Origin of the sequence: Demequina sp. NBRC 110051 (assembly GCF_002090055.1) — a bacterium.
Classification (GTDB): Bacteria; Actinomycetota; Actinomycetes; order Actinomycetales; family Demequinaceae; genus Demequina.
Genome location: NZ_BBRH01000008.1, coordinates 73616 through 86529 on the forward strand (window position 1 = coordinate 73616; position 12914 = coordinate 86529).

The following is a 12914-nucleotide window of genomic DNA, read 5'->3' on the forward strand; positions in this document are numbered from 1 at the left end:
GCCGTGCCGAGGCGCCGGCTCACGGTGGAGCGTGGACGCGGAGGTGGCCATGAATGGGACGCAGGCGGTCGGACGCCACGGCGAGGACGTCGCGGAGCGGTGGATGCGCGAGCGGGGATGGGAGGTCCTCGCGCGCAATTGGAGGTGTGGCCAAGGAGAGGCGGACATGGTCGCCACCGACGCCGGAGCCCTCGTAGTGGTGGAGGTGAAGACCCGCAGGTCGGTCGCCTACGGGGAGCCCTTCGAGGCGGTCACGCGCTCCAAGCTCGCGCGGCTGAGGCGGATCGCTGGCGCCTGGCTCGCCGACGACCCCCGCCGCTACAGCACGGTACGCATCGACGTCCTTGCGGTGCGACTGCCCCGTGCCGGCGCGGCCACCGTCGAGCACCTGCGGGGCGTCGAGTGATCGGGCGCGCCCGCGCCGTGGTCCTCACGGGGCTGGCGGGCCATGTCATCGACGTCGAGGCCCACGTCGCGCAGGGACTGCCGTCGTTCACGCTCGTGGGGCTGCCAGATGCGTCGCTGAGCGAGGCGCGGGACCGTGCCCGCGCCGCCGTCGCGTCCTCGCGGCTGGCGTGGCCCGCGCGACGCGTCACCGTGAGCCTGTCGCCCGCGTCCCTGCCCAAGACCGGCGCCGGCACGGATCTGGCGATTGCGGTGGCCGTGCTGGCCGCAGACGGACAGATCTCCGCGAGTGCGTCCGCACATGCCGTCCACCTGGGCGAGCTGGGCCTAGACGGGCGGGTGCGCGCCGTGCGCGGTGTGCTGCCCGCCGTCGCGGCGGCGGCCAAGGCGGGCGCCTCTCGCGTGGTGGTACCCGCCTCGTGTGTGGAGGAGGCGTCGCTCGTGGGCGGGATCGAGGTGCGTGGGGTGCGCAGCCTGGCTCAACTCCTCGCTGGCTACGGCAACGACGAAGCGCGGGAGTTGGCGGGGCTCGCGGAAGCGGCGAGGGAGGCACCCGACGGTGCGACGGTGCGCGAGGTAGCCACCGTGGACCTCGCGGACGTACGCGGCCAGCACGAGGCCAGGGCTGCGCTCGAGGTCGCCGCGGCCGGAGGTCACCACCTGCTCATGACGGGGCCTCCCGGCACGGGCAAGACCATGCTGGCCATGCGCCTGCCGGGCTTGCTGCCCGACCTCTCGGCCGAGGACGCGGTAGAGGTGACCTCCGTGCACTCGCTCGCGGGAAGCTTCGACCCCTCCCAGGGGCTCATGACGCGACCGCCGTTCGAGGCGCCTCACCACTCCGCCACCGCCGCGGCGATCGTGGGCGGCGGCGCGGCGCTCGCGCGGCCGGGCGCCGTCTCGCGCGCGCACGCGGGCGTGCTCTTCCTCGACGAGGCGCCGGAGTTCCCCATGCGAGTGCTGCAAACCCTGCGCCAGCCGCTCGAGGACGGCGAGATCACGCTGCACCGCGCGATGGGTGCGACCAGGTACCCCGCTCGCTTCCAGCTGGTGATGGCGGCCAATCCCTGTCCCTGCGGCAAATACTTCGGCCAGCAGCCCGACTGTCACTGCACACCGCACGTGCGCCGCACCTATCTGCACCGGCTCTCCGGGCCACTGCTCGACAGGGTCGACCTCCAGGTCGAGGTGCGACCCGTGCGCCGCGTCGATGACGATGAGGCGGAGTCAACCGCTACTGTCGCGGCTCGCGTGGCGGCCGCGCGCGAACGGGCGCGCGCAAGGCTTGCCGTTCACGGGTGGGGAGCCAATGCCCAGGTGCACGGGCGGTGGCTGCGGGAGCACACGCCGCCTGAGGCATGCGGGAGCCTGTGGCGAGCGCTCGATCGCGGCGTCATCAGCGTGCGCGGCGCCGATCGCGCCCTGAGGGTGGCGTGGACGCTCGCGGACCTCGACGCCGTCGCCGCGCCGGACGAGGCACACGTCGCCCGGGCCCTCGCGCTGCGCTCGCGGGAGGGCGCGTGAGCGAGGAACGCGATGCGCTCCTGCGGTGGGCCGTCATCGCCGAGGCTGGTGACAGTGCCGCGGCCTGGCTCGTGCACGCCCTGGGCCCGGCCCCCGCGCTCGCGTGGGCGAGCGCGGCCGTCGACGACCCGGTGACGGCGACCGCGCGGCTCGCGCCGCTGGCGCCCGTCAAGGACGTCGATACCGTGATCGCAGCAGTGCCCCGCTGGACGCAGCGACTGGACGGCGCCGATCCCCGCGAGACGGAGCGGCGGGCGCGCGTGTGCCGAGCGCGCCTGCTGGTCAGGGGCGACCCGGGTTGGCCCGCCGCGTTCGGCGACCTCGCAGCGGCGGAGCCCTATGCGCTGTGGGTGCGCGGCGACGCGGACCTCGACGCGGCCTGGGGCGGGGGCGTTGCCCTCGTGGGCTCTCGTTCGGCGACGGCCTATGGCGAACACGTGACCGCGGAGATCTCCGGAGCTCTCGCCGAAGGCGATCTCGCCGCCGGGCGTCGCCCGCGAGCGGTGATCTCGGGCGGGGCGTACGGGATCGACGCGCGCGCCCACCGCGCGGCGCTCGCGGTCGGCGGCACTACCGTCGCCGTCCTCGCCGGCGGCATCGACCAGTGGTATCCCGCAGGCAACGCGGAACTGCTGGACCGGATCGTGAGCGCGGGCGCCGTGGTGTCGGAGACGCCTCCCGGCCAGGCGCCCTACCGCTCCCGATTCCTGTCGCGCAATCGGCTGATCGCGGCGGCATCGGCGACGGTGGTGGTCGAGGCCGCCGTGCGGTCGGGCGCGCTCAATACGGTCGCGCACGCATTGCGGATGGTCCGACCCATCGGAGCCGTCCCGGGCCCCGTCACGTCGACGACCTCGGCGGGATGCCACGAGCTGATTCGCGACGACAAGGCGGTGCTGGTCCGTCATGCGAAGGACGTCGAGGAACTTGCGGGACCCCTTGACCCGCGTGGAGAGCCCGACCCGGTGAGCGGGCCCGACTATGCCCACCCCCACGACCGCGCGGCCTTCGACGCCGTCGGCGGCCGGGGCGCGAGCGCGACCGATGTGGCGATGCGCGCGGGCCTCACCGCGACGGAGGCGATGACGAGCCTGGGCCGGCTCGAACTCGCCGGCGCGGTGACCCAGTCCGGGGGAGTGTGGAGGCGCCGCCGCGAGGCGTGACGTCAGCCACACGACGGCGTGTCGACCCGGCGTGACAGGCGTCGGCGCCGCGGGTGGCCGTCGGACGCGGCGCCCCCAGGGTCTCGTCCGGGCGAAAAAACTACGACAAAACCGGACAAAGATGGACACCGGCGCGTGGCTGATGTGACAAATGTGACTCGAGGGGTTGATTTGACGAATGTGACAGTGCCAGAGTGTCGTCATGCCTGGCACGGGAGCAGTTGAGGTGAGCGGCCTGCTCACACGCTTCGCGGGGTATCTGCGCCACGAGCGCGGCCTCGCGGAGAACACTGTGCGCGCCTACAGGTCGGATCTGATCCATCTCGCGACGCGGCAGCTGGGCGTCGAGGATGCCGACGGTGCCTCCGATCTTGAGATCGACGACGCACTTGCCACCGTGACCCTGGCCGACCTGCGCGCCTGGCTCGCCGCGATGGCGGCCGAGGGCCTGAGCCGCACCACCCTGGCACGTCGCGGCGCCGCCGTGCGGTCGTTCTACGGCTGGGCGCGAGTCACCGGCGCCCTGCGCGACGACCCCGCCGCACGGCTCGCATCGGCACGTCCCTCGTCCACGCTGCCGGAGGTGCTGGGAGCTAGCGACGTCGCCGCCATGCTCGACATCGCGCAGGCGCGATCGGACGACGGCGATCCCGTGCACCTGCGTGATTGGGCGGTGGCAGAGCTGCTGTACGCCACTGGCATGCGCGTGGGTGAACTCGCCGGAGTGGACATCGCCGACATCGACCTAGCCGAGCGCCTGGTGCGTGTGGTGGGTAAGGGCGACAAGGAACGCGTCATCCCGTTCGGGGTGCCGGCTGCCGAGGCCGTGGGCCTGTGGCTCGACGGCGGACGGCCCGCGCTCGTGCGCCCGCACACCGACGCGGCGCTCTTTCTCGGCAGGCGCGGCCACCGCGTGGACCAGCGCCAGGTGCGCGAGGCCGTCCACGCGCTGTGCCAGGCTGCCGGCATCGCGGATGTCGCGCCGCACGCGCTGCGGCATACCGCGGCGACACATCTTCTGACTGGGGGGTCGGACCTGCGATCGGTGCAGGAGGTACTCGGACATGCGAGCCTCACCACCACGCAGCGCTACACACATGTGTCCGCAGAGCGACTGCGGGCCACATATCAGCTCGCCCATCCGCGAGCATGAGGGGACACACACCATGCCCGATTCGACTGAGACGCTGAGTCAGTCCGAGCCGGTCGCCACGACGGGGTCACGTACCCCCGGAGACGACGTCGTCGCGTCCTGGTGGCGCGCCTTCGCGGGGACGGATCCCGAGTTCAGGGCCGCCGCGCGTGATGCACTGATCACCCACTACGCCCCGCTGGTGACCCAGGTGGCCACCCGCCTCATCGGGCGCCTTCCCGACCAGGTCGAGCTCGCGGATCTCGTGTCCTACGGCATGTTCGGCCTCATCGACGCCGTCGAGAAGTTCCAGCCCGAGCGGGGCTTCAAGTTCGAGACCTACGCCTCCCAGCGCGTGCGCGGCGCCATCATCGACGAGCTGCGCGCAGCCGACTGGGTTCCGCGCTCCGTGCGGTCCAAGGCACGCACTGTCGAGGCTGCCTCGCGGGCGCTCGAGCAGCGCCTCATGCGCCCCGTCACCGACGACGACGTCGCCGCCCACTTGGGTTGGGCGCTGGCCGAGGTGCGCACCGTGCGCGCCCAGGTCGCCATGTCGCACGTCAGTGCGCTCGACGGCATGCCCGCCACCGGCGAAGCCAACGCCCTCGACACGGCGGTGGCGTTGGCCATGCCAGAGGCGTCGTCCCCCGTCGAGGCGCGCGAGACGCGATCGCTGCTGGCAAGCGCCATCCAGTCGGTGCGCGACCGCGAACAGCAAGTGCTGCGCCTGTACTACTTCGAGAACCTCACGCTCGCCCAGATCGGCCAAATCCTGGGGGTCACGGAGTCGCGTGTCTCTCAGATCCATTCGGGAGCCGTGAAGAAGCTGCGCGAGAAGCTCATCAAGACGGGAGCCTTCTCGTAGGCGCGGCTCACCACACGCGCAGCAGGCGGACGGGACCGAACCCCACCAGCAGGTCGAGGGGGTCCAGGTAGGTCTCGCCGTCGCGCACGCCCCAATGCACACAGGCGGCCGGATCGCAGTGGCCCGGCGCGTCGGCAACGACGCCGACAGGATCGCCCCTGCTCACCGGCGTGCCACGTGCGATGGTGGCGGTGACGGGCTCGACGCTCGAGCGTCGTCCGTCGCCAAGGCGCACCGTCACCACGGGTCGGTCCACCACCACGCCCGCGAAACTCACCACGCCGTCGGCGGGGGAGAACACCACCTGGCCGGCGCTCGCGGCGAGGTCGATGCCGCGATGGCCCGCGAGCCACGGGCGCGCGGGGATGTCAGCGCCCGCGACCATGGTGAGCGGCTCGACGGGGGAGTCGAGTGGCGGCCACCCTCGGGCAGCGTGGCCGTCGGCAGCGCTCGCGGCGGGTGTGCCAGCGGCCGTCACCACCACGGCGGCCGCCGCCAAGAACCAAGCCGACCACGGCGGAAGGTGAGGTGTCATGCTCACTACGCCATCGCATCGGCCGGTCGTCCGCGAGCAGTGTGAGGCAGTCTGGGGATAACGGCGCGCGCCGCCAAGGCTGGGGACGACGCCAGCGGTCGCCGCCTCCTACGCCCGTCCGGTATGATCGTGACTCGCATCCGGCATGCCCGGATGACGTCGCGTGTCATTCGCGCTCGCCACGGCTTACCCCGTGTCGGACGCGCCGGGACGGCAAGGTCTGGATCTCACGATCCGGTGCCCGACCGCGTTGACACCAGGGATGGATCCCCACCGGGGAGCACATCGTCAACCGCAAGCGCGGGGTCAACACCCCGCCCCAACGCAAGGCACGCGCCCACGCGCGTGCGGATAAGGACAGCCATGGCAGTCGTGACCATGCGCGAGATGCTGGACTCGGGCGTCCACTTCGGACACCAGACCAGCCGCTGGAACCCCAAGATGAAGCGCTTCATCTTCACCGAGCGCAACGGCATCTACATCATTGACCTGCAGCAGTCGCTCGCCAAGATCGACGCCGCCTACGAGTTCGTGCGCGACACCGTCGCCCACGGCGGCTCGGTGCTCTTCGTCGGCACCAAGCGTCAGGCGCAGGAGACCATCGCCGAGCAGGCCGCTCGCGTGGGCATGCCCTACGTGAACGAGCGCTGGCTGGGCGGCATGCTCACCAACTTCCAGACCGTGAGCAAGCGCATCGCGCGCCTCAAGGAGCTTGAGGAGATCGACTTCGACGACGTGGCCGGTTCCGGTCGCACCAAGAAGGAGCTCCTCGGCCTGCGCCGCGAGAAGGAGAAGCTGGACAAGGTGCTCGGCGGCATCCGCGACATGGCCAAGGTGCCCTCCGTCGTGTGGATCGTCGACACCAACAAGGAGCACCTCGCCGTGGACGAGGCCCGCAAGCTGGGCGTCCCCGTGGTCGGCATCCTCGACTCGAACTGCGACCCCGACCAGGTCTCCTACGGCATCCCCGGTAACGACGACGCCATCCGCGCGGTGGGTCTGCTCACCCGCGTGATCGCCGACGCCTGTGCCGAGGGCCTGCGTATCCGCCACACCCCGAAGGCCGACGAGGCCGCCGCCGAGGGCGACACCGAGCCCCTCGCCGAGTGGGAGCAGGAGCTGCTCGAGGGCAAGACCGAGGACAAGGCCGCCGACAAGGCGGAGGAGACCAAGGCTGCGGACGCCGAGCCCGCCGCCAAGGCCGACGAGACGGCCGCCAAGGCCGTCGCCACCGACGAGAAGTAAGGGAACCACCCACATGGCGAACTACACCGTCGCTGACATCCAGGCGCTCCGTGAGCGCACCGGTGCCGGCATGCTCGACGTCAAGAAGGCGCTCGACGAGGCTGACGGCGACCTGAACAAGGCCGTCGACATCCTCCGCGTCAAGGGCCTCAAGGGCGTCGCGAAGCGCGAGGGCCGCTCGGCCTCCGAGGGCCTCGTCGTGGCGTCGATCGCTGACGCCGACGGCGGCCAGGTCGGCACGCTCATCGAGCTCAACTCCGAGACCGACTTCGTGGCGAAGAACGAGAAGTTCATCTCGCTCGCGAACGACGTGCTCGCGGCTGCGGCCGCGGCCGGTGCCGGTGACGCCGAGGCCGCGCTTGCAGCCCCGATCGAGGACACCACGGTCGGCGCGTACATCGACGCCGCCGCTGGCACGCTGGGCGAGAAGATCGTGCTGCGTCGCGTCGCCCACGTCGAGGCCCCCGTCGTCACCGAGTACCTCCACCGCACCAACAAGGACCTGCCCGCGCAGGTCGGCGTGCTGGTCGGCTCGGACGCCAAGGCCGGCGAGGTCGCCCGCGACATCGCCATGCACATCGCCGCGTACTCGCCCGTCTACCTGGTGCGCGATGACGTGCCGGCGGAGACCGTCGAGAACGAGCGCCGTGTGGCCGAGGAGACCGCGAAGGGCGAGGGCAAGCCTGAGGCCGCCCTTCCCAAGATCGTCGAGGGTCGCCTGAACGGCTTCTACAAGGAGAACACCCTGGTGGACCAGGCGTTCGCGAAGGACCCCAAGACCACGGTCGGCAAGGTCATCGAGAACACCGGCGGCGAGGTTTCGGCCTTCGCTCGCTTCCGTGTGGGAGCCTGATCTCCACAGCAAGACCAGCCAGTAACGCGCCGCTACGCCTAGGAGGAACACCCCATGCCCGACGACAGTGACATGACGACGGGCAAGGGGAAATCCTCGGGCGAGCGGCGCGTTCTGCTGAAGCTCTCGGGCGAGATGTTCGGCGGCGGCAAGCTGGGTCTCGACCCCGATGTCGTGAGCCGGGTGGCCCGCGAGATCGCCGATGCCGTACGCCAGGGTGTGCAGGTTGCCGTGGTCGTGGGCGGCGGCAACTTCTTCCGCGGTGCGGAACTGTCCGAGCGCGGCATGGAACGCTCACGCGCCGACTACATGGGCATGCTGGGCACGGTGATGAATGCCCTCGCCCTGCAGGACTTCCTCGAGCAGGCAGGCGTGACCACTCGCGTGCAGACCGCCATCACCATGGGCCAGGTCGCCGAGTCCTACCTGCCGCTGCGTGCCATCCGGCACATGGAGAAGGGCCGCGTGGTGGTGTTCGCCGCCGGTGCCGGTATGCCGTACTTCTCCACCGACACCGTGTCCCTCCAGCGCGCGCTCGAGACGCGCTGCTCGGAGGTGTTGATGGGCAAGAACGGCGTGGACGCGGTCTACTCCGCGGACCCGCGCAAGGACCCCGACGCCGAGCGCCTGGAGCACGTCACCTATGCAGACGCCCTCCAGAAGCGCCTGGCCGTGATGGACGCCGCGGCGTTCTCGCTCGCGATGGACAACCGGATGCCCATGCAGGTGTTCGGGCTCGACGCCCCCGGAAACGTGACCCGCGCCCTGCTGGGTGAAAGAATCGGGACCCTGGTCACCGCGTAAGCGGCGGCTGCGACAGTCAAGGAGACAGACGTGATCGACGAGATCCTCCTCGAGGCCGAGGAGAACATGGACCGCGCGATCGGCGTGGCCAAGGACAACTTCGCCTCCATCCGTTCGGGACAGGCGTCCGCCGCGATGTTCGCGAACATCACCGTGGACTACTACGGTGCCCCGACCCCGCTGCAGCAGATCGCCGCGATCTCGGTGCCCGAGGCCCGCATGGTGCTCATCTCGCCCTACGACGCCTCGGCGAAGAAGGACATCGAGACCGCGCTGCGCAACTCGGACCTGGGCGTCAACCCCAGCGACGACGGTAACGTCCTGCGCATCGTCATGCCCCAGCTGACAGAGGAGCGCCGCCGCGACTACGTCAAGCTCGCCAAGTCCAAGGCCGAGGACGCCCGCGTCACGGTGCGCAACATGCGTCGCAAGGCCAAGGATCAGATCGATTCGGCCGTGAAGGACGGCGAGGTCGGCGAGGACGAGGGCAACCGCGCGGAGAAGGACCTCGACGCGATGACCAAGAAGCACGTGGACGCGATCGACGCTTTGCTGTCGGCGAAGGAGAGCGAGCTGCTCGAGGTCTGACCTCGGGCGGCCCCGCGGGCCCCTGTCATGAGTATTTTCCGACGCCCGGACCACGGCGACGCTGAGGATCCCGGGGAGGACACTCCCGGCACGGCCGCGGACGCGACCCCTGTCGACCCGCCCACCGCGGTAGGCGTGGAGTCACCCGTCCCTCAGGTGGCTCCCGTCTCGCGCTCGGGCCGCAACATGCCCGTCGCGACCGTCGTCGGCGTCTCGATCCTGGTGCTCGCGCTCGGCATCGCCTGGTGGGACGCACGCGCATTCTCCGTGCTCCTCATGCTGGTGTGTGTGGCGGCCGTGCTCGAATGGCGCACCGCGCTGCGCCACCACGACCGTCGCATCGCGGTGGTGCCCACCATCGTCGCGACTCTCGGCCTGGGGGTGGCCACCTACTTTGGTGGCCCCGAGGGCCTGGTCGTTGCGCTCATGGTGGCGTGCGCGGGAGTCGTCGCGTGGCGCGTGGCCGACGAACGCATCGAGAACACGATGGCCGATGCCATGGCATCGATTCTCACGGTCCTGTGGATCCCGTTCCTCGCGAGCTTCCTGATCCTCATGGAGACCGCGGGCAACGGCTGGACGCGCGTCCTCATCCTCGTGCTCGCCGTGGTGGGCAACGACACCGGTGGCCTGTTCGCCGGCATGGTGTTCGGCAAGCACAAGATGTCGCCCCGCGTGAGCCCCAAGAAGACCTGGGAGGGCTTCGCAGGCGGCGTCCTCCTTGGTACCGTGGCGGCCACGGTTGCCGCGTTCGTCCTGTACGACGGACGCTGGTGGATCGGCGCCGCCGTGGGGCTTGCCTGCTCACTCGCGGCCGTGCTCGGCGACCTCGCCGAGTCCGCGCTCAAGCGCGACCTGCAAGTCAAGGATATGTCGAGCCTCATCCCCGGCCACGGCGGCATCCTTGACCGACTCGATTCCATCCTCGTGGCCGCTCCCGCCGGCTACGTGGTACTCGCTTTCTTCCTGGGGGCCTCATGACCGACCGTCCCGTCCTGCAGATGGCCGCGCCCCGCCGGGGCAAGCCGCCGCAGCACTTCGCCGACCTGAGCCACGACGAGCGTGCCGCGCTGATGCGCGAGCACGGGCTGCCGTCGTTTCGCGCCAAGCAGCTCGCGAACCATTACTACGCGCACCTGACCGTCGACCCCGACGACATGACAGACCTGCCCGCGGACGCCAAGGGTCCGCTGACGGAGGCGGTGTTCCCGCCGCTGATGAAGAAGGTCACGTCCCTGGCTGCGGACGGCGGCGCGACGCTCAAGACGCTGTGGGCGCTGCACGACAACGTCAAGGTCGAATCCGTCCTCATGAAGTATCCCGAGCGCGCCACCCTGTGTGTCACGAGCCAGGCTGGGTGCGGCATGGCCTGCCCGTTCTGCGCGACCGGCCAGATGGGCCTCACCCGTAACCTCTCGGCCGCGGAGATCATCGAGCAGGTGCGCCTCGCGGCCCGTGCGGCCCGCGACGGCGACCTGGGCGGCGACCCCGTGCGCCTGTCCAACGTGGTGTTCATGGGCATGGGCGAGCCGCTGGCCAACTACAAGGCCGTGATGGCGACCGTCCGCGCGCTCGTCGCGCCGGCCCCCGAGGGCTTTGGCCTGTCGACCCGCCACGTCACCGTGTCGACAGTGGGCCTGGTGCCCGCGATCGACAAGCTCGCGAAGGAGGGCATCCCCGTCACCCTCGCCCTCAGCCTGCACGCCCCCGACGACGAGCTGCGCAACGAGCTGGTGCCCATCAACACGCGTTGGAGCGTGGATGAGGCCCTGGACGCCGCGCGCCGCTACTTCGACGCGACCGGCCGCCGGGTGTCGATCGAGTATGCGCTGATTCGCGACATGAACGACCACGCACACCGCGCGGACCTGCTGGGCGAAAAGCTGCGTGCCAGGGGAGACGGCTGGGTGCACGTGAACCCCATCCCGCTGAACCCCACGCCGGGCTCCAAGTGGACGGCGTCCGACCCCGCGGTGGAGCAAGAGTTCGTCCGACGGCTGCGTGCTCACGGAATTCCGACGACGATCAGGGATACTCGAGGCAGCGACATCGACGGAGCCTGCGGACAGCTGGCGATCAAGGAGGCGTAAGTGGCGGAACTGCTGTTCCCGAAGGTCGGGGCCATGCGCCTGGGATACGACCGCTCGGACGTGGACGACTTCTTCGGCAAGGCCCGCACGGCCTACGAACAGCCGGGCATCCCCGAGGACTTCGCCCCCTTCGAGGTGCGCCGCGCCAGCTTTGACCTCAAGCACGGCGGCTACTCGACCGCCGCCGTCGACTCGGCTCTCGACCGCCTCGAGACCGCGTTCGCGACCCGCATCAGGGAGCGCTACTCCAAGGAGCACGGCCCCGACGCATGGATGCGCGACCTCGCCGACCGCGCCCAGGCGCTCTACCCGCGCCTGCGCCGCCCCGCAGGGGACCGCTTCACGCACCCGTCGGGCATGTCGAAGGGCTATGACGCCCGCGACGTGGACGTCATCATGGACCGCCTGGTGGCGTTCTTTGACCAGGGCACTCCGCTGACGGCTGACCAGGTGAGAGGCGCCACGTTCGGCAGCCGCCGCGGCAAGAAGGCGTACTCCGAGCGCGTGGTCGACGTCTACCTCGCCCGCGCCGTCGACATCCTGCTCGGCGCCCAGTGACCCGCACCGTCGCCCTTCTGGGCTCGACGGGATCGATCGGCACCCAGGCGATCGACGTCATCGCTCGCAACTCCGACGACTACGACGTGGTGGCGCTCGCCGCCGGTGGGTCCGATCCCGCGCTCGTCGTCGAGCAGGCCCGTGCCCTCCGGCCCGCGTTTGTCGCGGTCGCGGCGGCCGATGCCGTGGCTGAGATTGCCGCAGCCCTGCCGGGTATCGAGGTGGCGGGGGGAGCCGATGCGGTCGTGGAAGCTGCCGCACGCGGGGCCGACGTGGTGCTGAACGGCATCACCGGCTCGGTGGGGCTGCGCCCCACCCTCGCCGCGCTCGAGGCCGGCAGTACCCTGGCCCTGGCGAACAAGGAGTCGCTCGTCGCCGGGGGAGCGCTCGTCAAGGCCGCCGTCAAGCGCCCCGGCCAGATCGTGCCCGTTGACTCGGAGCACTCGGCGCTCGCGCAGTGCCTGCGCGGCGGCAGCGCCGACGAGGTGCGCCGGCTCGTGGTCACCGCATCGGGCGGCGCCTTCCGTGGCCGCTCGCGCGAGTCCCTCGCCGACGTCACCGCCGCCGATGCCCTGCGTCACCCCACGTGGGACATGGGAGCGGTCGTCACCATCAACTCCGCGTCGATGGTCAACAAGGCCCTCGAGGTGATCGAAGCGCACCTGCTGTTCGACATCCCCATGGAGCGCATCGACGTGGTGGTGCACGCCCAGTCGATCGTCCACTCGATGGTCGAGTTCGTCGACGGCAGCACGCTGGCCCAGGTGTCGCCGCCCGACATGCGGCTGCCCATCGCGCTCGGCCTGTCGTGGCCCGCACGGATCCCCGACGCCGCCCCCGCGATGGACTGGACCCAGGCCGGTACATGGACGTTCGAGCCGCTCGACGAGGCCGCGTTCCCCGCGGTGAGCGTCGCGCGCGAGGCCGTCGCGGCATCGGCCCTCCACCCGGCCGTGTTCAACGCGGCCAACGAGGAGTGCGTCTCCGCCTTCATCGACGGCCGCCTGCCGTTCCTGGGGATCGTCGAGACGGTCCGGCGCGTTGTGGAGGCGTACGAGGCCCCCGGCGAGCTGACGCTGGAGGCCGTGGACGGCGCCGAGCGGTGGGCGCGCGAGACTGCTCGCGCCGCCATCGCAGGCGTCCGCTGAGCCT

Annotated in this window: 14 protein-coding genes; 13 read left to right on the top strand and 1 reads right to left on the bottom strand. The window is 70.8% G+C overall.

The genetic code is table 11. The features are described 5' to 3' along the window. Positions 1-49 precede the first annotated feature (49 nt). From B7K20_RS13225 to B7K20_RS03055, 5 genes are all read left to right on the top strand, one after another. Positions 50-406 carry a YraN family protein gene (locus B7K20_RS13225; protein ID WP_234985687.1) on the top strand — a complete coding sequence of 119 codons (357 nt, stop codon included), beginning with the start codon at positions 50-52 and terminating at the stop codon, positions 404-406. Next, complete coding sequence (locus tag B7K20_RS03040; RefSeq protein ID WP_234985688.1) at positions 403-1929, top strand: YifB family Mg chelatase-like AAA ATPase; 1527 nt, start codon at positions 403-405, stop codon at positions 1927-1929. The genes B7K20_RS13225 and B7K20_RS03040 overlap by 4 nt, the downstream gene beginning before the upstream one ends. After that, the gene (locus B7K20_RS03045) at positions 1926-3092 is read left to right on the top strand and encodes a DNA-processing protein DprA (protein WP_084100204.1); all 1167 of its coding nucleotides are present in this window, start codon (positions 1926-1928) and stop codon (positions 3090-3092) included. Before B7K20_RS03040 ends, B7K20_RS03045 begins: the two co-directional genes overlap by 4 nt. 202 nt (positions 3093-3294) lie before the next feature. After that, complete coding sequence (locus B7K20_RS03050) at positions 3295-4245, top strand: tyrosine recombinase XerC (RefSeq protein WP_084100206.1); 951 nt, start codon at positions 3295-3297, stop codon at positions 4243-4245. A 13-nt stretch (positions 4246-4258) separates the two neighbouring features. After that, complete coding sequence (locus B7K20_RS03055) at positions 4259-5089, top strand: FliA/WhiG family RNA polymerase sigma factor (protein WP_144018509.1); 831 nt, start codon at positions 4259-4261, stop codon at positions 5087-5089. Between the two features lie 7 nt (positions 5090-5096). On the opposite strand, the gene B7K20_RS03060 is transcribed toward B7K20_RS03055, so the two are convergent. Then, on the bottom strand, positions 5097-5624 hold the full coding sequence (locus tag B7K20_RS03060; RefSeq protein WP_084100210.1) for a M23 family metallopeptidase: 528 nt from the start codon (positions 5622-5624) through the stop codon (positions 5097-5099). Between the two features lie 363 nt (positions 5625-5987). Here B7K20_RS03060 and rpsB point away from each other — a divergent pair, with 363 nt between their 5' ends. From rpsB to dxr, 8 genes are read left to right on the top strand one after another with little or no spacing between them, the layout of a single operon-like run. Then, positions 5988-6869: a 30S ribosomal protein S2 gene (rpsB, locus tag B7K20_RS03065; protein ID WP_084100212.1), complete on the top strand. Its 882-nt coding sequence runs from the start codon at positions 5988-5990 to the stop codon at positions 6867-6869. 13 nt (positions 6870-6882) lie between these two features. Beyond that, the gene (gene tsf / locus B7K20_RS03070) at positions 6883-7722 is read left to right on the top strand and encodes a translation elongation factor Ts (protein WP_084100214.1); all 840 of its coding nucleotides are present in this window, start codon (positions 6883-6885) and stop codon (positions 7720-7722) included. Positions 7723-7776: 54 nt separating this feature from the next. After that, positions 7777-8526, top strand: coding sequence for a UMP kinase (pyrH, locus tag B7K20_RS03075; RefSeq protein WP_084100216.1), 750 nt, complete (start codon positions 7777-7779; stop codon positions 8524-8526). 30 nt (positions 8527-8556) lie between these two features. Next, positions 8557-9114 carry a ribosome recycling factor gene (gene frr, locus B7K20_RS03080; RefSeq protein ID WP_084100218.1) on the top strand — a complete coding sequence of 186 codons (558 nt, stop codon included), beginning with the start codon at positions 8557-8559 and terminating at the stop codon, positions 9112-9114. A 27-nt stretch (positions 9115-9141) separates the two neighbouring features. After that, complete coding sequence (locus B7K20_RS03085; protein WP_084100220.1) at positions 9142-10095, top strand: phosphatidate cytidylyltransferase; 954 nt, start codon at positions 9142-9144, stop codon at positions 10093-10095. Then, positions 10092-11204: a 23S rRNA (adenine(2503)-C(2))-methyltransferase RlmN gene (gene rlmN, locus B7K20_RS03090; protein ID WP_084100222.1), complete on the top strand. Its 1113-nt coding sequence runs from the start codon at positions 10092-10094 to the stop codon at positions 11202-11204. Before B7K20_RS03085 ends, rlmN begins: the two co-directional genes overlap by 4 nt. Continuing rightward, positions 11205-11762 carry a DivIVA domain-containing protein gene (locus tag B7K20_RS03095; protein ID WP_234985689.1) on the top strand — a complete coding sequence of 186 codons (558 nt, stop codon included), beginning with the start codon at positions 11205-11207 and terminating at the stop codon, positions 11760-11762. Beyond that, positions 11759-12910 (top strand): 1-deoxy-D-xylulose-5-phosphate reductoisomerase, encoded by a 1152-nt coding sequence (gene dxr / locus B7K20_RS03100; RefSeq protein WP_084100225.1) that lies wholly within the window; start codon positions 11759-11761, stop codon positions 12908-12910. The genes B7K20_RS03095 and dxr overlap by 4 nt, the downstream gene beginning before the upstream one ends. Positions 12911-12914 lie beyond the last annotated feature (4 nt).